19 protein-coding genes are annotated in these 18,417 nt (G+C 65.5%); 12 read left to right on the forward strand and 7 right to left on the reverse strand.

Translation table 11 applies throughout. The features are described 5' to 3' along the window. Positions 1-51 precede the first annotated feature (51 nt). From ACORJG_RS00500 to ACORJG_RS00510, 3 genes are all read right to left on the reverse strand, one after another. A complete protein-coding gene (locus ACORJG_RS00500; RefSeq protein ID WP_427790667.1) occupies positions 52-549 on the reverse strand; it encodes a cell wall hydrolase in 498 nt (165 codons plus the stop codon). 103 nt (positions 550-652) lie between these two features. Then, positions 653-2,200 carry a sensor histidine kinase gene (locus ACORJG_RS00505; RefSeq protein WP_427790669.1) on the reverse strand — a complete coding sequence of 516 codons (1,548 nt, stop codon included), beginning with the start codon at positions 2,198-2,200 and terminating at the stop codon, positions 653-655. Next, positions 2,197-2,925 carry a TVP38/TMEM64 family protein gene (locus ACORJG_RS00510; protein ID WP_427790671.1) on the reverse strand — a complete coding sequence of 243 codons (729 nt, stop codon included), beginning with the start codon at positions 2,923-2,925 and terminating at the stop codon, positions 2,197-2,199. The genes ACORJG_RS00505 and ACORJG_RS00510 overlap by 4 nt, the downstream gene beginning before the upstream one ends. A gap of 179 nt (positions 2,926-3,104) precedes the next feature. Here ACORJG_RS00510 and rpmH point away from each other — a divergent pair, with 179 nt between their 5' ends. The 6 genes from rpmH (at position 3,105) to ACORJG_RS00540 (ending at position 7,825) form a co-directional block, all read left to right on the forward strand. Then, positions 3,105-3,239 carry a 50S ribosomal protein L34 gene (gene rpmH / locus ACORJG_RS00515; RefSeq protein WP_003164000.1) on the forward strand — a complete coding sequence of 45 codons (135 nt, stop codon included), beginning with the start codon at positions 3,105-3,107 and terminating at the stop codon, positions 3,237-3,239. A 34-nt stretch (positions 3,240-3,273) separates the two neighbouring features. After that, positions 3,274-3,702 carry a ribonuclease P protein component gene (gene rnpA / locus ACORJG_RS00520; RefSeq protein ID WP_427790673.1) on the forward strand — a complete coding sequence of 143 codons (429 nt, stop codon included), beginning with the start codon at positions 3,274-3,276 and terminating at the stop codon, positions 3,700-3,702. Between the two features lie 5 nt (positions 3,703-3,707). Next, the gene (yidC, locus tag ACORJG_RS00525) at positions 3,708-5,510 is read left to right on the forward strand and encodes a membrane protein insertase YidC (RefSeq protein ID WP_427790675.1); all 1,803 of its coding nucleotides are present in this window, start codon (positions 3,708-3,710) and stop codon (positions 5,508-5,510) included. Positions 5,511-5,514: 4 nt separating this feature from the next. After that, positions 5,515-6,183 carry a ribosome biogenesis GTP-binding protein YihA/YsxC gene (yihA, locus tag ACORJG_RS00530; protein ID WP_427790677.1) on the forward strand — a complete coding sequence of 223 codons (669 nt, stop codon included), beginning with the start codon at positions 5,515-5,517 and terminating at the stop codon, positions 6,181-6,183. A gap of 88 nt (positions 6,184-6,271) precedes the next feature. Continuing rightward, positions 6,272-6,769, forward strand: a complete 498-nt coding sequence (locus ACORJG_RS00535) for a DUF3617 domain-containing protein (protein ID WP_427790679.1) — start codon at positions 6,272-6,274, stop codon at positions 6,767-6,769. 60 nt (positions 6,770-6,829) lie between these two features. After that, entirely contained in the window at positions 6,830-7,825 is a 996-nt protein-coding gene (locus ACORJG_RS00540; RefSeq protein ID WP_427790681.1) for an LLM class flavin-dependent oxidoreductase, read from the forward strand. Here the strand turns inward: ACORJG_RS00540 and ACORJG_RS00545 are convergent. The 4 genes from ACORJG_RS00545 to ACORJG_RS00560 are packed head-to-tail and all read right to left on the reverse strand — an operon-like array spanning position 7,822 to position 11,773. Further along, a complete protein-coding gene (locus tag ACORJG_RS00545; RefSeq protein ID WP_427790683.1) occupies positions 7,822-8,328 on the reverse strand; it encodes a hypothetical protein in 507 nt (168 codons plus the stop codon). The genes ACORJG_RS00540 and ACORJG_RS00545 overlap by 4 nt on opposite strands. Positions 8,329-8,332: 4 nt before the next feature. After that, the gene (locus tag ACORJG_RS00550; protein WP_427790685.1) at positions 8,333-9,475 is read right to left on the reverse strand and encodes a polysaccharide biosynthesis/export family protein; all 1,143 of its coding nucleotides are present in this window, start codon (positions 9,473-9,475) and stop codon (positions 8,333-8,335) included. 22 nt (positions 9,476-9,497) lie between these two features. Further along, on the reverse strand, positions 9,498-10,778 hold the full coding sequence (locus tag ACORJG_RS00555) for a glycosyltransferase family 4 protein (RefSeq protein WP_427790687.1): 1,281 nt from the start codon (positions 10,776-10,778) through the stop codon (positions 9,498-9,500). Beyond that, the gene (locus tag ACORJG_RS00560; protein WP_427790689.1) at positions 10,778-11,773 is read right to left on the reverse strand and encodes a KpsF/GutQ family sugar-phosphate isomerase; all 996 of its coding nucleotides are present in this window, start codon (positions 11,771-11,773) and stop codon (positions 10,778-10,780) included. The genes ACORJG_RS00555 and ACORJG_RS00560 overlap by 1 nt, the downstream gene beginning before the upstream one ends. Before the next feature lie 176 nt (positions 11,774-11,949). Here ACORJG_RS00560 and otsB point away from each other — a divergent pair, with 176 nt between their 5' ends. The 6 genes from otsB (at position 11,950) to ACORJG_RS00590 (ending at position 18,416) form a co-directional block, all read left to right on the forward strand. Next, positions 11,950-12,747, forward strand: a complete 798-nt coding sequence (otsB, locus tag ACORJG_RS00565; RefSeq protein ID WP_427790691.1) for a trehalose-phosphatase — start codon at positions 11,950-11,952, stop codon at positions 12,745-12,747. Further along, positions 12,744-14,528: a glycoside hydrolase family 15 protein gene (locus ACORJG_RS00570; protein ID WP_427790693.1), complete on the forward strand. Its 1,785-nt coding sequence runs from the start codon at positions 12,744-12,746 to the stop codon at positions 14,526-14,528. Before otsB ends, ACORJG_RS00570 begins: the two co-directional genes overlap by 4 nt. Continuing rightward, complete coding sequence (locus ACORJG_RS00575; protein WP_427790694.1) at positions 14,525-15,898, forward strand: alpha,alpha-trehalose-phosphate synthase (UDP-forming); 1,374 nt, start codon at positions 14,525-14,527, stop codon at positions 15,896-15,898. The genes ACORJG_RS00570 and ACORJG_RS00575 overlap by 4 nt, the downstream gene beginning before the upstream one ends. 181 nt (positions 15,899-16,079) lie before the next feature. Then, the gene (locus ACORJG_RS00580) at positions 16,080-16,508 is read left to right on the forward strand and encodes an adenylyltransferase/cytidyltransferase family protein (protein WP_427790696.1); all 429 of its coding nucleotides are present in this window, start codon (positions 16,080-16,082) and stop codon (positions 16,506-16,508) included. Continuing rightward, positions 16,505-17,797: a hypothetical protein gene (locus tag ACORJG_RS00585; RefSeq protein ID WP_427790698.1), complete on the forward strand. Its 1,293-nt coding sequence runs from the start codon at positions 16,505-16,507 to the stop codon at positions 17,795-17,797. The genes ACORJG_RS00580 and ACORJG_RS00585 overlap by 4 nt, the downstream gene beginning before the upstream one ends. Positions 17,798-17,996: 199 nt before the next feature. After that, positions 17,997-18,416: a TadE/TadG family type IV pilus assembly protein gene (locus ACORJG_RS00590; protein ID WP_427790700.1), complete on the forward strand. Its 420-nt coding sequence runs from the start codon at positions 17,997-17,999 to the stop codon at positions 18,414-18,416. Position 18,417: the final 1 nt, after the last annotated feature.

Below are 18,417 nucleotides of genomic sequence, written 5' to 3' on the forward strand. Positions count from 1 at the left end.
GAGCGGGATAGGAGAAGGCGCCGCTACGACATCTGCCCTTGGAAACAGGCCTCAGTTCGGCTTCTGACGACCCGCGTAGCAGCGGGCCGTGTCGCCGCGCTGACAGGCGGCGGCGGTGGCGCGCCAGTCGGCCATGTCGCGGTCATAGCGGGCGCGCGCTTCATCGGCGGCGCGCAGGTCGGCCTCATGCCGTTCGCGGGCGATGCGGGCCTCGGTCTGCGCCTGATCGACCTCGGCCTGCCAACGGCGCTGGGCCTCGACCTGTGCGGCCTGATTGGCGCGGTCCTCGTTCTCGGCCAGATCGTTCTGGGCCACGATCTCGGCGTTCAGGGCCTGGGTCTGGCGCAGTTCGTCGGGGTCCTGAGCCGTGTCGGGCGCGCGATGGTAACGTTCGCCCTTCGCGCGCAGCATTTCGGCGACGGGGTCTTTCTGGGCGGCTGTCTGATCCTGGGCGTGAACCGGGGCGGCCAGCAACAGGGCGGGCAGCATCAAGGCCGCTAGACGGGCAGGGCGCAGGGGCAAGGGCCGCAGGGTGGAAAACAGGAGCATGAAGGCTCTCCTTGCAGGGCGAGGACGCGAAAGGCCGCCAACCTGAGGCTTTCGGCTTTCAAAGGAAAGAACGTCCGGCCAGACGGAAGGCTGCGCACGGGTATCAGAGCGGCAGCAGAAGCTCGAAGCGCGTCCCCTGCGGGCCTGTGTCCGCCAGCACAAGGGCGCCGCCGTGGTTGGCGGCCAGTTCGCGCGAAATGGTCAGGCCCAGTCCGGTGCCGTCCGCGCCGCCGCCGCTGACGAAAGGCTCGAACAGGCGGTCGGCCAGTCGCGGCGGAATGCCGGGACCGTCGTCGCGCACGGTGACGGCGGCCATGCCGTCGCGGATTTCGGCGCTGACGGTGATGGCGCCCTTGCTCTTATCACCGCCCTTATCACCGCCTCCGGGCGCCGCCTCGATGGCCTGACGGGCGTTGCGCATCAGATTGACCAGAATGCGGTGAAGCTGATCCGGGTCGGCGTTGACGGTGAAGCGGGCAGGCAGGTCGCGCACCAGCCGCACGCCATCCGGCTCCAGCCCCGCATCCTCGGCGGCGGCGGCCACGGCGCGGGCCAGCAGCATCTTCTGGCGCTCGGGGGCGGGCTCTTCGGTGCGGCCATAGGCCAGGACGTTGCGCGCCAGGGTCGAGGCCCGGTCCAGCGCCCGCTCCAGCCGGGGCAGGGCGGTCGCCACCAACGGGTCGGACGAACTCGACAGCCGTTCGGACGCCATCTGGGCCGAGGTCAGCATGTTTCGCAGGTCGTGGTTGATCTTGGCCACCGCCTCGCCCAGTGCCGCCAGTCGCGCGCGTGAACGCAGGGACTGGCGCACTTCTTCCTGCATCCGGGCCAGTTCGCGCTCGACCCGGCCGATTTCGTCGTGACGGTCCGACGGCGTCTCGGCCGGGCTTTCAGGGTTGGCGGCGAAGCGTTCGATCGAGCGGGTGACCCGCCGCAGCGGCTGCAGCACCAGCAGGGCCAGGGCGGCGTACAGCAGGCCGCCCGCCACCGCCGCGATCAGCAGCGACATGGTCAGGCTGTTGACCAGGAAGCTGGCCAGCTCCTTCTTCAGCGGCTGGGCCGGGGCCAGGATCTCGACCAGATCGCCGGATCGATAGCGCGGCGCCGCCTGCACCCGCAGCGAGCGGTCGGGATGGCCGAACAGGGTCTTCCACGGGTCCAGCAGACGGGCGCCGACGCTGCGCTGGCGCAGGTCGATCAGTTCGGGCGCGCGCGGCAGGTTGGGCGCCTGAAGCAGCAGGCGCCGCACCCCCTGTTCGCCGATGACGACCGACTGCACCCCGCCGATGCTCAACAACTGTTCGGCGGTGGAATCCTCGACGGCGGAATAGGGCAGGGCCTCGACCCCGACCGAGGCCAGTTCGGCGCCCTGCAGCCGGTCCATCAGCCACCGCTCCTGGAACGAGGCGGCGCTGGGCACGATGATGATGGCGGCCACCGCCAGGGTGAAGGCGACCGTCAGCAGCAGCAGCCGACTGGACAGGCCGTCCGGCGCGCGCAGCTTCAGCCGCCGTCGCAGGGCGCCGAAGCGCGCGCGGAGAGGCTGAAGCCGCTGCAGGGGGCGCTGCGCGCTTGATCCGACCGGCAGGCGGCTGTCGTCGACCGGGGCCAGCGGCGGCAGGGGCGTGGAAAGGGCCTCGCGTTCCGTCATGACGCCTCCATGCGGGGGCGGGCGCGCAGCTTCTGGGCCAGCTTGAGCAGCAGGGGCAGGAGCATGGAGAGGAAGGCGACTCCCATCAGGGGCCAGAAGAATTCGGCGAACAGGCTGCGGATGTCCGGATTCGGGTCCGTGACCAGAACGCCGTGCAGGCTGTCCCCGATCCAGCAATAGATGATGTGGGCGGGCAACAGGCCGATGAAGGTGGCGATCATATAGGGCCTCAGCGGCGCCGCCATCACGCCCGCCGCCACATTGATCATGTGAAACGGCACGGTGACGACCAGCCGCGCGACCAGCACATACCAGAAGGTGTTCCGGTCCACCCCGGCGCAGACGCGATTGAGCAGGCCTGTATCGGCGGCGGCGCGGCGTCGCAGGGAATCGCCCAGCGCCGTGCGTCCTACATAATAGACGGCCAGCGCGCCGACCGTGGCGGCGAAGGCGGTGGCGACGCCGCCGACCCACGGCCCGAACAGATAGCCCGCCGTCACGGTGATGAAGACCACGCCCGGCACCACGCTGGCCGTCAGCACGGCGAACAGCAGCATCAGGGCGAACAGCATCAGCAGATAATGCCGGGCCACCACCGTCTCCAGCGCCGCGCCATGCTCGCGCAGGGTGTCCAGCGACAGATAGCGATTCCAGCCCATGCCGAAGATCACGGCGACGGCGACCAACAGCACGGCCAGGGGCAGAAATCTTTTGACCCGGTTCAAACCGCGCTCCGTCCTCTTTCTTCTGTATCCCTAGCGGATTTCGCGCTGTCGCGCGCGCCTGTCGACTGCACGGAAAAGCGGCTGTGGCGTTGACTCTCATCCTGTCGCCGCTTATACGCCCGCCTCTCTCGCGGCTGACGCTTGTGTCTGTCGCCAACCCCAGTAACCCGGAGCCGACCGTGAAGCGGACCTATCAGCCGTCGCGACTCGTGCGCAAGCGCCGTCACGGCTTCCGTTCGCGGATGGCCACCAAGAACGGTCAAAAGATTGTTGCGCGTCGCCGCGCCAAAGGCCGTAAGCGCCTGACGGCCTGACGTCACGCGCCCATTTCCCTTCAGGGCGGGGCGCATGACCGATCTGATGAAAATCGATCGCCTGTTGAGGCGGCCCCAGTTTCTGGCGGCCGCCAAAGGCGTTTCCCAGGCTCGCGGCGCCGTGGTGATCCAGCAGCTGGATCGCGCTGACGGAGATCCTGCGGTTCGCCTTGGATTCACCGCCACCCGCAAGATCGGCGGCGCCGTCGTGCGCAACCGCGCCAAGCGCCGTCTGCGCGAGGCTGCGCGCCTTTTGACGCCCCTGCACGGCCGCCCCGGCTGCGACTATGTGTTCATCGCCCGCATGGGCACGGCGGACCGCGACTGGGACCGTTTGCTTGACGATGTGAAATCGGCCCTTACAAGGCTCGCAACCCCACGCGCGGCTCCCGATATGGGAGACCGGGCTGTTTCGACCGCCCGCGTCCCTTCCGACCCGCGCCCCGCCGACCAGGACCGCTGATCCCGATGCAGAACGAGAATTCGCGCAACACCATCATCTTCTTCGTGTGCGCGGCCCTGATCATGGGCGTCTATTACTTCATGGTGATGCGCCCGCAGGCTGAGAGCCGCCGTCAGGCGCAGATCGTCGCCGCCGAGCAGCAGAAGGCGCGCGAGGCCTCGCCTGACGCCGGGCTGACCTCGTCGTCGGCCGCGCCGGGCGCCTTCATCAAGGACCGCGGCCAGGCCCTGGGCGCCGTCGCCCGCGTGCCGATCCAGACGCCGACGCTGAAGGGCTCGCTGTCGCTACAGGGCGCGCGCATCGACGACCTGTATCTGACCCGCTACCGCGAGACGCTGGACAAGAATTCGCCGCCGGTCGAGCTGTTCCGCCCGCAGGGGATGGAGCACGCCTATTTCGCCCAGTTCGGCTGGAGCGGCCCGAACGTCGCTGGCGGCGTGCCCGGTCCCAACACGGTCTGGCGTCTGACCAAGGGCGAGACGCTGACGCCCTCGACCCCGATCGAACTGACGTGGGACAACGGCTCGGGTCTGCGCTTCACCCGCGTCGTCTCGATCGACGAGCAATATATGTTCACGGTCAAGGACACGGTCGCCAACCTGGGGACGCAGGCGATCTCCATCGCCCCTTATGGCCGCGTCGAGCGTCAGGGCGTGCCGGTTGATCTGGGCAAGCAGATGATCCTGCACGAAGGCGCCATCGGCGCCTTCGGCGAGAACGGCAAATTCACCACAGAACAGGTGAAGTACAAGGACTGGGCCAAGAAGCCGCGCATCGAGAAGAGCTCGACCGGCGGCTGGATGGGCATCACCGACAAATACTGGCTGGCGGCCCTGATCCCGACCCAGAACGAGGCTGTCGAAGGCCGCTTCTCGGTGCGCGACGCCGAAGGGCTGAACATCCACGAAGCCGCCATGCTGGGCGCCACCCACACCATCCAGCCGGGCCGCCAGATCGAAGAGACCCAGCGTCTGTTCGCCGGCGCCAAGCGCGCCGAGGTGCTGAAGGGCTATGAGGAGGCGCTGAACCTGCCGCGTTTCGTCTACGCCATCGACTGGGGCATGTTCTGGTTCCTGACGCGTCCGATCTTCACCGTGGTGGAGTTCTTCTACGGCGTTCTGGGCAACTTCGGCCTGGCCATCCTGGCGCTGACGGTGGTGGTCAAGCTGATCCTCTTCCCGCTGGCCAACAAGTCCTATGAGAGCCTGTCGCGCATGCGGACCCTCCAGCCCAAGATGGAGGAGATCAAGCAGAAGCACGGCTCCGACCCGCAGAAGCAGCAGCAGGAGATGATGGCCCTGTATCAGCGGGAGAAGATCAATCCGCTGGCGGGCTGCCTGCCGATGGTGGTGCAGATCCCGGTCTTCTACGCCCTGTACAAGGTGCTGTTCGTGACCATCGAAATGCGTCACGCGCCCTTCTTCGGCTGGATCCGCGACCTGTCGGCGCGTGACCCGTCGACGATCTGGACCCTGTTCGGCGCCGTGCCGTGGGATCCGGCGACCCTGCCGGTGCTGGGCGGCATCCTGAACGGCCCGCTGCACCTGGGCGTTCTGCCGCTGGTCTATGGCTTCACCATGTGGCTGCAGATGGCGATGAACCCGCCCGCGCAGGACCCGATGCAGCGTCAGATCTTCCAGCTGATGCCGATCGTCTTCACCTTCATCATGGCGCCGTTCGCGGCGGGCCTGCTGATCTACTGGGCGTGGAACAATATTCTGTCGATCATCCAGCAGTATGTGATCATGCATCGCTTCGGCGCGGAAAACCCGATCGACAGCTTCCTCGCCCGCTTCAAGAAGGCCTGATCGTTTGGACGCTTCTGACGAGCCCAAGGTCGGCGAATACGCCGAGCCCGAGATCGAGGCGGCGCGCATCCTGTTCGCGCGCCCCGCGACCTTCATCATGGGCTGCGCCAAGATCGAGCAACTGCCGACGCCGGACCTGCCCGAGATCGCCTTCGCCGGGCGCTCCAACGTCGGCAAGTCCAGCCTGATCAACGGGCTGGTCGGTATGCACAAGCTGGCCCGCGCCTCGAACGAGCCGGGCCGCACGCGCGAGGTGAACTTCTTCGATCTGGACGGTCGGATGCGTCTGGTCGACCTGCCCGGCTACGGCTGGGCCAAGGCGTCGAAAACGACGGTGAAGAAGTTCCAGGACCTGGGTCGCGACTATCTGCGCGGCCGGGTGACGCTGAAGCGCGTCTATCTGCTGATCGACAGTCGCCACGGCCTGAAGAAGGTGGACGATGAGGCGCTGGACGCGCTGGACCTGTCGGCCGTCTCCTATCAGATCGTCCTGACCAAGGCCGACAAGCTGAAGAAGGGCGAGGCCGAAAAGGTTCAGGCGGCGACGCTGAAGGCCATCGCCAAACGTCCGGCCGCCTATCCGCACGTGGCGGTGACGTCCTCGGAAAAAGGCTTCGGCCTGCCCGAACTGCGCGCCGAGATCATGCGCACGACCGGCGTGATCCTTGACTGAGATTTACAACTGAATTTCACAGAAGCGTGAACCGCCCGGCGGCTGCGACGTTATCTCTTCGGTTTTTTTAACGAGAGGGGAGCGCTTCATGCGTTCAGCGATCATCGGCGGCGTAGCCGTCGCCTGCCTGCTGGGTCTGTCGGCCTGCGGGAACAACAACAAGGCTGAAAAGCCCGCCGGTGAAGGCGCGGGCGCCCCGTCCGCAGCCGCGACGCTGGAAGGGCCCAAGCCGGGCCTGTGGCGCGTGTCCACCGCCATGGAAGGCATGCCGGGCGGCGCTGCGGTTCCTCCGCAGGAAGTCTGCATTAAGGAGGCCAAGCTCGAGGCCCCCGCCGACGCCCAACAAGCGGGCGCCGACTGCACGACCCAGCCGTTCACGCGCCAGGGCGACGCCATGGTGGCGACCTCGGCCTGCACCCTGCCGGGCAATATGAAGACGGACTCCACCATCCGCGTCACGGGCGACTTCAACAGCCGCTACGTCACCGAGGTCACGACCAAGATGGACCCGGCGCCGACGCCGCAGATGGCCCAGACCAAGATCACCATGACGGCCGAGCGTATCGGCGACTGCCCCGCCGCTTGATCGCGGCCTGATCTTTCCGATCGGTATGGCGTCGCTGAAAAGCGGCCCCATATCGGTTGGATGATCCCACTGTCCATTCTCGACCTCGCCCCCGTGCCGGAAGGCTCCGATGTAGGGCAGGCGCTCGCAAACACCATTGATCTGGCCCGCCACGCCGAACGGCTGGGCTACAGCCGCTACTGGCTGGCCGAGCATCACAACATGGCAGGCATCGCCAGTGCAGCGACCTCGGTCGTCATCGGCGCGGTTGCGGCGGCCACGAAAACCATCCGCGTCGGCGCGGGCGGCGTCATGCTCCCCAACCACGCCCCTCTGGTCATCGCCGAACAGTTCGGCACCCTGAACGCGCTGCACCCCGGCCGCATTGATCTGGGGCTGGGCCGGGCGCCCGGCTCGGATCAGGCGACGGCGCGCGCCCTGCGCCGCACGCTTCAGGGGGACCACGACGCCTTCCCGCAGGATGTGATGGAACTGATGCAGTGGTTCGCCCCGGCGCAGGACGGCCAGCGTATCATCGCCAATCCGGGCGAGGGGCAGGATGTCCCGATCTGGATTCTGGGATCGTCCACCTATGGCGCCCAACTGGCGGCCCATCTGGGTCTGCCCTACGCCTTCGCCAGCCATTTCGCGCCGGGCGAGATGATGCGGGCGCTCGATATCTATCGCCAGACCTTCCGGCCGTCGCCGCATCTGGAAAAGCCCTACGCCATGCTGGGCTACAACGTCTTTGTGGCCGAGACGGACGAGGCGGCGCGCCTGCTGTTCACCTCGGTCCAGCAGGCCTTCGTCAACCTGAGAAGCGGCCGCCCCGGAAAGCTGCCGCCGCCGGTCGAAGGTTATTATGAGCGGCTGGATGGGGCGGCGCGCGGCATGATCGACGCGGCGCTTTCCTGCTCGGCTGTGGGCGCGCCGGAAACGGCCCGGGCGGCGATGGAGGCCTTCGTCGCACGCACAGGGGCCGACGAACTGATGCTGACCAGTCAGATCTGGGACCCGACCGCGCGCATACGCTCGATCGAACTGCTGGCCGGGGCGGTTGGCCAGGCGTCCGCCTAGAGGTCCTCCTCGCCCGGCAGAAGCAGGGCCATGGGTTCATCCGACTCATGGCCCGACAGCCTTCGCCATGCGGCGCCCAGCCGGATGGCGTCGATCAGGTCCTGGGGCGAGATGGGCGCGTCTCCGCTCAACCGCTGGCGCAGACCTCGGCAGGCGTCGAGCAGGGCGGCGGCGCGACGCACCTCAACAATATCCGAATGCGCGCCTATTCCTTCCAGAGAAGAAAAACGCCAGCCAGACTGAGTGGGCGCCGCCTCCATGAGCGCCCATTTTTCGGCCGGGCTCAGGCGGTCGGCGATCTTCTCCCACATGGCGTCTTCGCCTGTGCGGCGATAATGGCCGGGCTGATCCGGCAGGCCATGACGTGCATAGACCTGACGCGCCGCCGCCTCCATGGCCGCGAGTTCAGCCAGAAGGTCGTCAATGCCCTCGGGCGCGTCAGGCGGCGCCTGCTCGGGCAGGGCCGGGACGTCGCGGCGGCGGCCGAAACGACCCGGGAGCATCGCTTTAGCGGTTCAGCGTGCTGGTGACGGACACGTCGTAGACGACGCGGGTCATGCTCTGCACGAATTCGAAGAATTTGCGCATCTCGGCGGCCCCGGCGCGCGGGGCGTAGATGATGTCGTCCGGCTCGATCTGGAAGTTGCTGGCGATGAAGAAGCCCTCGCCTTCATACAGGTTCAGTCGATAGACGACCGGCACGCCGCGCGCGGTGGGGGCCTGCTGGATGCCCAGAAGCTGGGCGGTCTCAGGTCGCTCGAAGCGGAAGACCAGCACCGACTTGGCGTCGGCCAGATTGGAGTCCAGACCGCCGACGCCGCTGAGCGCCTCGGCCAGGGTCAGCGGTCCGGGCGGCAGTTCGCTGCGGGCCACGGCGTTGAAGGCGCCGAAGGAGCTGAAGCGGCGGGGCTTGTAGACCAGGTTCACCTGATCGCCGCGCTGCAGGCGGACGTTCTCGTTGAACTCGGTCGTGACGATCGACATGGGCGCGACGTAGGTGCGGCCCTCGCGCTGGATCTGCACATTGACGTCGTAGATGGAGCGGCTGGACCCGCCCGCAGCGGCCAGGACGTCCAGAATGCGGTCATGGTTGGCCGACAGAGGCTGGCGGCCGGGGTTGCGGACCTCGCCCAGCACGGTCACGGCGTTGGAGGTGTTGCCCGCCACGGTGACGATGACCTGCGGATTGGCGACCTTGCCGATCAGGGCGCGGCGCACGGCGGCCGAGGCCTGTGCAGGCGTCAGGCCCTGAACCGACACATTACCCGCGAACGGCACCGGCACCTGACCATCGCGGTTGACGACAAGCGGAGGCAGGGTCTGCTGGCCGGCGGATGCGGACATGGAAGAGCCGCCGCCGAACAGGCCGCCGCCGGGCTCGAAGATGCTGACGGCCAGGGTGTCGCCCACGCCGATCACATCGGTCGGCGCCTCGCTCGACGCCAGGGCCAGGCTGCTGAACGACGGGGGCGGCGCGGCCTTCAGGCGTTCACTCAGTTCAAAGTCCAGATTGACGATGGCGTAGTCGCCTGCGCGCTCGGGCGAGCTGGCGCCTTCGACCACGCGGCGCCCGGACGGCCCGTCACGCGGCAGGGTGGAGCAGCCCGCGAGCAGGGCGACGATCATCAGGCTGGCGGCGGTTCTGGTCATGACGGCTCTGTAAGCAGTTTGATCAGATGCTTACCCGCAGGGCGGACGCACCGCCAGAGGGCGGCAGCACCTGTTGTTCGATGACCTGGAAATGACGCTCCCAGGTCGGGGCGGAATAGGCCGGCGCGACAGGGGCTGTCAGCGTCCATTCTTCCAGAGCCGCCAGCCAGCCCAGACCGTCCAGCGGATCAATCAGGCGGGCGTGAGGCACCAGTTCTCGGTGGGCGGCGATGTCCGATGCGATCAGGGGAACGCCCATGGCGCTGGCTTCTACGGCAGGCAGGTCGAATCCTTCCGTCGATGACGGCGCGACCACGGCGCGGGCGCCGCGCATCAGGGCCGACAGGGCGCAGTCGGGCAGGTTCTCGGCCTGATGCACCAGGCCCTGAAGGTTGGGCGAACGTTGCAACAGGTCCAGCACCGCCTCGTTTTCCCAGCCGTAGCGGCCGACCAGCACCAGGCGCGGTGCGGCGGCGCCCATCTTCTCGTGCAGGCGTCGCCAGACCGTCAGCAGGAAGGCCAGGTTCTTGCGGGCCTCGATGGTGCCGACGTGGATGAAATAGGGGTGGGCCGCGCCGACCTCGACCGGACCGTTCAGCGTCCGCTCCAGACCCAGATGGGCGACATCGACGGGCGGCGCCGACAGCCCCGACCGTCCTGCAAAGGTCAGCAGTTCATCGGCGGTGTGCTGGGAGTTGACGATGACGCGCGATGCGTGGCGCAGCACATTGACGACCCGGTGTTCATGCTTGGCGCGGTCGCCGGGACGACAGAACTCAGGATGGGTGATCGGGATCAGGTCGTGGATCATCACCACCCGTTCGATATTTCCGGCGCTCAGCGCCGTCAGGATATCTGGCGTGTTCAGGCTGGTGTGGCCGACGTTCAGATAGGCGCGGGCCGGCGGCGGCGCCTTGACGCTGCGGGTGCGGAAATACTGCTTCCAGACGCGTTGCTTGATGCGTTTGGGCGGCGGCTCTTCCTCGGGGGCGTGACCGATGACGGAGGCGCCGTTGTCGGACGCGCGCAGGGCGGCGAACAGTCGCTGGGCGTCGGGGCCCAGTTCATTGACCACGCCTGGCCCGCGCCAGCGCGACCGAAGCTCGGCAAGCCGGTCGCGGAACCAGCCATTGTCGATGCGGGCCAACTGGTCGTGGCGCGCCCGCACCGGCACCATGCGATAGACAGGGTGTTCGATCAGCCACTCTGCATAGGCTAGGCAAACCCGATCTACGCCCGTCGGGGCGCTGCGCTCAGTGCGGCTGAGCAGCCGGCTGGCGTCGAACAGAATGTCTTCAGCCATCAGGACACATAGCCCGCCTGCATCAGTTCGGCGATGTGGATGATGGCGACGGGACGGCGGTCATCGATGACGAACAGGTTGCTGATCTTGTTGGCGGACAGCAGGTCGACCACATCGCTCATCCGGGCGTCCGGCTCGACCGTGATCGGGCTGCGGCTCATGATGTCTTCGGCGTGCAGGGCCGTGATATCGTTGGTGAAGGCGCGGCGCACGTCGCCGTCGGTGATCATTCCGGCCAATGCGCCATCGGGCGCCAGCACGGCGACGGCGCCCTTTCGTCCCTCGGTGATGGCCGAGACGACGGTTCTGAAATCGGCGTCCAGAGGCACGCTGGCCGGGGCGGCGGCGTTGTCGCCCATCCATTCTCGAACAGTCTGCAGGCTCATGCCCAGCGATCCGCCGGGGTGGTGCAGGCCGAAATCCTCCCGCGTGAAGCCGCGGCGGTCCATGAGCACCATGGCCAGGGCGTCGCCCATGGCCAGCGACATCAGGGTCGAGGTCGTCGGCGCCAGACCGTTGGGGCAGGCCTCGGCCACCTTGGGCATGGTCAGGCAGACGTCGGAGTGACGGCCCAGGAAGCTCTGCGGCCGCTGGGTCAGGCCGATGACGGGAATATTGTTGCGCGCACAGAAGATCAGCGGGTCGCGCAGTTCGCGGCTTTCGCCCGAGTTGGACAGGGCCAGCAGGGTGGTGTCCGGGCGCAGCATCCCCAGATCGCCGTGACTCATTTCCGCCGGGTGGACGAAGAAGGAGTTTGTCCCGGTCGAGGCCAGGGTGGCGGCGATCTTTCCGCCGATGTGGCCGGATTTGCCCATGCCGGTCACCACCACATAGCCGGGGCGCGACAGGATGACGTCGGCGGCGCGAGCGATGGAGGAATCCAGCGACCGCTCCAGCGCCTCAAGCGCCTCTATGTTCAGGCGCACGACTTCGCGCGCCCGATCAGACATGGCGGCCAGTTGTTCAGCAGAGGACGGGACGGAGAAAGCAGTCATGACGGCTCCAGGCGCCGGGGCCGCTTCTGCGGCTCTTCGTAGCGCAGTGGCAAATGCCTCATTCGAGAGTTCGGCACAATGGCGCCGTCGTGGGTGAACGCTTGATGAATAGCGACAACCATTAGGCGCGTCATGCGTTGCCATAAGTTCCAAACACAGAAAGATTTCTGACACGCATGTCTTTTGCACAGGGGTTTGCACCCCCCGTACCGTTCGCCTTGCCGCCCGTGCCGCCGCTTCGTCTCGAAGACGCAGCGCTGTTTCTTGATCTGGACGGGGTGCTGGCGCCGCTGGCGTCGACGCCCGAGGCCGTGGGGCCGGACCCGCGCCGCACTCAGACCCTGATACGCCTGCAGCAGGCGCTGAAGGGGCGTGTCGCCGTGGTCAGCGGCCGCACCCTGGCCGAGATCGACCGCATCGTGGACGGGGCGGCGCGCGCCGCGTCGGGCGTGCATGGGCTTGAGCGGCGCGCCGCCGACGGGGCTTTGAGCGCGCGTGAGCCTTCGCCTTCGGTGCGCACGGCTCTGGCCGCTTTTCAGGATTTCGCCCGCTATCGCCCCGGCGTTCTGGTCGAGGACAAGGGCCTGTCGGCGGGTCTGCATTTCCGTCAGGCGCCGGATGAGGCCGGGGCGGCCCTGAGCCTGGCGACGGCTCTGGCTGATGAGACCGGCCTGACGCTTCAACCCGGCTCGATGGTGCTGGAGCTCAAGACGCCGGGCGCAGACAAGGGCGCGGCGGTCGCGGCTTTTATGACAGAGGCGCCCTTCGCCGGGGCCATGCCCATCATGGTCGGCGACGATCTGACCGATGAGGCAGGCTTTCGTGCGGCCGAGGCCCTCGGCGGCTTCGGCGTTCTGGTCGGACCGGGGCGGCCGACAGCGGCGCGATATCGTCTCGACGATGTGGAGGCGGTGCTGAACTGGCTCGGCACCGTCAGCGCGAACGCAGCGCGAATCGCGGAGGCGCAGGCATGACGCCCAATCTGAACCTTGCGCCCATCGGCAACTGTTCTGTCAGCGCCCTCGTCGACCGGAAGGGGCGCTTTGTCTGGGCCTGCGCGCCGCGCATCGACGGCGACCCGGTCTTTTCCGCCCTGATGGACGGCGTCGCGCCTGAACATGGCTTCTGGTCGGTCGAACTGGAAGGGCAGGTCGAGGTCGAGCAGGCCTATGTCCGCAATACGGCGGTCCTGCGCACCGTGCTGACGGCGGCGGACGGCGCAGCGGTCGAGATTCTCGACTTCTGCCCGCGTCATCTGAAGCACGGCCGCATCTATCGCCCGGTGGCCTTCACGCGGGTGCTGCGGCCGCTGGCGGGGACGCCGCGCATCACCGTGCGTCTGCGCCCCTCGGCGGACTGGGGCGCGCGTCGGGCGGACCGGACCTCCGGCTCCAACCACATCCGCTATCTGTGCAGCGACGTGACCCTGCGCCTGACCACCAACTGCCCGGTCAGCCATGTGCTGAATGAGCGCACCTTTCGGCTGGAAGAGGAGATGGCCTTCTTCCTCGGCCCGGACGAAGGCTATGACCAGTCGGTGCTGGCGGGCGTTAATGCGGCGCTGGATCAGACGATCATCCACTGGAAGCACTGGACCCGCACTCTATACCTGCCGCTGGACTGGCAGGAGGCGGTGATCCGCGCCGCCATCGCCCTGAAGCTGTGCGTCTATGAAGAGACGGGCGCCATCGTCGCCGCCATGACGACCTCCGTGCCCGAATTCCCCGAGAGCGGGCGCAACTGGGATTATCGCTACTGCTGGATCCGCGACGCCTATTATACGGTGCGGGCGCTGAACCGGCTGGGCGCGGTGGATATCCTCGAGAGCTATCTCGGCTATCTGCGCAATCTGGTCGACGACGCGGCGGGCGGCCATGTGCAGCCGGTCTATGGCGTGGGGCTGGAGCCCGCCATCGTCGAGCGCATCGTCGACAGCGTCGAAGGCTATCGCGGCATGAAGCCCGTGCGCGTCGGCAATCAGGCGCATGAGCACCTTCAGCACGACGTCTATGGCCAGATCGTCCTGCCGCTGGTTCAGGCCTTCTTCGATCACCGCCTGCTGCGACCCGGCACGATCGAGGACTTCCGCGCGCTGGAGACGGTGGGCGAGCGCGCCTTCGCCATGCACGATCAGGTTGACGCGGGCCTGTGGGAGTTCCGCACCATCGCGCGGGTGCATACCTATTCCTCGGTCATGTGCTGGGCGGCCTGCGACCGGCTGGCGCGGGCGGCGCATCATCTGGGGCTGGACGACCGCTGCGCCCTGTGGCGGGACCGGGCGCGCCTTATCCGCGAGCGTATCGAGGCCGAGGCCTATCTGCCGGACGAGGGCCGCTTCGCCGCCAGCTTCGGCGGCACGGAATTGGACGCCTCCCTGCTGCAACTGACCGATCTGGGCTTCCTCGACGCCCGCGACCCGCGTCAGGTGAAGACCTTCGAGGCCATCGAGAGCGACCTGAAGCGGGGGCCCTATCTGTTCCGCTACGCCCATGCCGATGACTTCGGCGAGCCGGAGACGGCCTTCAACTTCTGTACCTTCTGGTACATCGAAGCCCTGCACCTGAACGGCCGCACCGAAGAGGCGCGGGTGATCTTTGAAGAGATGCTCAGCCGCCGCACCCATGCCGGTCTGCTCAGCGAGGACATCGCGATCCAGGACGGCGAACTGTGGGGCAACTACCCCCAGACCTATTCGCTGGTGGGCATCATCAACTGCGCGGTCCTGCTCAGTCGTTCGTGGACGGAAGCCCGATGAGCCGCCTGATTGTCGTCTCCAACCGCGTCTCGGCGCCGAAAGACCCGGCGGCGGGCTCGGCCGGCGGCCTGGCCATGGCCCTGTCGGCGGCGCTGCGTAAATATGAGGGCCTGTGGTTCGGCTGGTCCGGCGAGACGGTCGAGCATTTCACCGGCGAGCTGAAGACCGAGGACCGTGCGGGCGTCACCGTCGCCACCGTCGATCTGGAGCCCCAGGACGTCGACGAATACTACAACGGCTACGCCAATAAGACGCTGTGGCCGCTGTTCCATCACCGTATCGACCTGACGGCCTATGAGCGGTCCTATGGCGAGGGCTATGAGCGCACCAATCGCCGCTTCGCCGAGGTGTTGCAGCCGTTATTGCAGCCCGACGACGTCATCTGGATCCACGACTATCACATGATCCCGATGGCGCGGGACCTGCGCCGTCTGGGCGTGAAGAACCGCATCGGCTTCTTCCTGCACACGCCCTGGCCTGCACGTCAGTTGCTGGTGACGCTGCCGCATCATCGGCGGCTGGTGGAGTCGATGTTCGACTTCGACCTGCTGGGCTTCCAGACGCGCGAATGGCTGGGCCTGTTTCAGCGCTATGTCGAGGTCGAGGCGCAGGGCAGGGTGCTGGACGACGGCCGCATCGAAGCCTTCGGCCGCAGCGTGAAGGCGGGCGTCTTCCCCATCGGCATCGACGCGGACGGCTTCCTGGCGGCGCGCGATTCACCTCTGGGGCAACGGACCTATGACCGGATGGCGGCTTCGGCGGCTTTCCGCTCCATGATCGTCGGCGTCGACCGGCTGGATTACTCCAAAGGGCTGGAGCAGCGCCTGCTGGGCTATGAACAGTTTCTCGAGGATAATCCGGACCAACGCGGTCAGGTCTTCCTGTTGCAGGTCACGCCGATCTCGCGCGACGATGTGGATACCTATCAGGACATGCGCGTGCGGCTGGAGGCTCTGGCCGGACGGGTCAACGGCGCCTACGCCGACATGGACTGGCAGCCGGTCCGCTATCTGAACCGCACGTTCCGTCGCGACCAACTGGCGGGCATCTATCGCGCCGCCCGCGTCGGTCTGGTCACGCCCCTGCGCGACGGCATGAATCTGGTGGCCAAGGAATATGTCGCGGCCCAGGATCCGGAAAACCCCGGCGTCCTGATCCTGTCGCGTTTTGCGGGCGCGGCCGAACAGATGAAGGAGGCCCTGCTGGTCAACCCCTTCAGTCGTGAGGAACTGTCAGACGCCATCCAGAAGGCCCTGACCATGCCCCTGGCCGAGCGCATCCGCAAATGGCAGGCCCTGATGCAGGTCGTTCAGGATACCGATGTCGCCCGCTGGCGCGATGATTTCGTTCGGGGGTTGCTGGAAGCCTGATCGCTCCGGTTCGGACAGACGCTCACTGGTGCGCGCGGCACGTCAACGCATGCGTCATTTTGTCGCTCCAAAAGATGTTCAGATGGCGGAATGAAGGGACGCGATGTTACGAGTGAAATTTGGGGATTGAGGTCCCCGGAGGTGTTTTGCCGATAATACTATTCTAGATTGGGGGGCTTCCGTGAAGACTATAATAACCTACGGAACCTTTGACCTTTTTCACGTTGGTCATCTCAGACTCCTGGAAAGAGCGAGATCCCTCGGTGATCGACTGATTGTTGCTGTTTCCACTGATGATTTTAATGCGGTGAAAGGCAAGAATACGGTCATACCTTATTCATCGCGAGCTGAAATTGTCGCGGGACTTGGCTGTGTCGACGTTGTAATACCTGAAAATTCCTGGGATCAAAAAGTCGAAGACATAGTTCAATGGTCTGTCCATTCCTTTGTTATGGGGAGTGACTGGAGAGGAAAGTTCGATCATCTTAAAGATCATTGTAATGTAATTTATCTTAACCGTACCAATGGTGTTTCTACGACGATGATCAAGAAGTTCTTTTCAGATGAGGCGGCTAATTTTTCGGACGACGGGATTCTTTTGCATTCATGATGAATTCAGTAAAAGCGTATCTTTTTTCAGCAGAGCAGAAAGACAAGTATTGTCTCTCTCCTGTACAGGATTCTCTATCGAAATATTTTTCCGGGGTAGTGTCTGTCTCTTTTGACCATATATGTGAGGGGATGGCGGAATTTTCTGTGGCTGAGTGTCCAGTTGCCGTTTTTTCTTCGCTTTCGGCCTATGATTTTGCACAGTTTATAAGGGGTGGCCGCCCCTTCATTTCGATCGGCCTTGAGCATGGGGTCGCGCCTTTCAAGGGCTATACCTATAATCCGCGCTTTCTTGAGTATGATTGCTATATTTCTCCGACGCGGATGTGGGCCGAACGACTAGCAAGAATGCACCCGCGTTATGCGGACAAATTCTCGCATGTCGCCTATCCGCGTATTGACGATCTTTCAGTCCGAACGCGTCGGCCTTGGCCAGACCATCAAGCCTGGGGCGGAGCGCCCGGTGAGCAGCGTGACCTGGTCATTCTTTCGTGGGGGGTGAACTTCTCTACGCTACGGCGGCTGCCGGACCGTGAAGGTGTTGTCTATCTGGTCCATCCGTCCATATGGAAACAGGCGGCCAAGACGAAATTGGCGCGCGCAAGAATTGTGGTTTCCGATCCTGACGCTGCAGCGGCCCTCGTGTCGCAGGCCGCCCGGATTTACGGCGATTTTTCATCCATGACGCTGGAAGCGGCGCTGTTGAACAAACAGACCTTCATGTTTGTGGATCGCCGCTTTTATGGGTCGAACTGTGATCTCGCTCCCGAGTTTTTTAATCGGCAGCACGAGCGTTTCGGCTATATAGAGCATACAGGCTTTGCCCTGCCTGAGGCGCATGTTCTGGATCTTGAACGTCTCCATGAAGCGCTGGAAGGTAAATATCCCGGTCCGGAAGCGGCTCTGCCGTTCTGGGCTCCGCCGGGCATGCTGCCTGACGCGGCGGGAGATCATGGAGAGCGCACGGCTGCGATGATCGCCCATGTGGCGGCGGCCCTGTGGAAGGAAAAGCGCGAACTCGCCAGCATGTCGCCCGGTCTTCTGGCGATCAAGGTTGTCGACGCCGCCTACCGGGAGGTGCTGGGGCGTCAGCCTGACTATCCCGCAGCCTTGACCCATGCGCGCAACTGGCTGACGAACAATGCGCCGCGCCCTGCAAAGACTCTCGGCCTCTACAATACGTTCGCCCAGAGTGCGGAAGGCAGGAAGCGTTGGGAGGCTGGCAACTTCAACCTGCCGGAACTCAAGCTTGAACCTATGGCTGGAGATGCGCTGAAAGTCGCCAAATAGGCTGCAGAAGGTTTCTGCGGCATGGATGACTTCATGTCGCTGTGGGTCACCCTCTGACCAACAGCGGGCGCAAGGAGTTGGTCCGGCTTTCGCGTTCTCTGCCGCTTCAAGGCGCCTGTACGGGGCGCAGCGATTTTCACCAAACGCCTACACACACCTTTAGATTGTTTTTCGCAATATCGTCGCGTCAGGAGGCGCGATGATGAAAAGTGCGAACTCTGGTAAAGGTGCTGATCGGCGGGGAACGGCGGCGATAGAATTCGCCCTGGTCGGGCCGATGTTCATCCTGCTGCTGGTCGGAATGATCGTGTACGGCGGTTGGTTCTGGATGGCCCATTCCGTTCAGGCGGCCGTTTCGGAAGGCGCGCGCGCGGCGGTCGCCGGGCTGGATCCGCTCGAACGTGAGCAACTGGCCCGGTCGGTGGTCGCCACGCAGTTGGGCGATCTGGGACTGCGCCCGACAGACGCCGTCGTGACGGTGCGGGGTCAGGCCGGGACGTTTCGGATCGAGGTCGCCTACGACGCCAGGCGACATCCCTTGATGGCGCTGTCGCCCCTTACGATTGCGCCGCCCGAAACCATCCGGCGCTCAGCCATCATCCGTGTGGGGGAGGGCTGAA

The sequence above is a fragment of the Brevundimonas diminuta genome (assembly GCF_050310045.1).
GTDB lineage: Bacteria > Pseudomonadota > Alphaproteobacteria > Caulobacterales > Caulobacteraceae > Brevundimonas > Brevundimonas diminuta_F.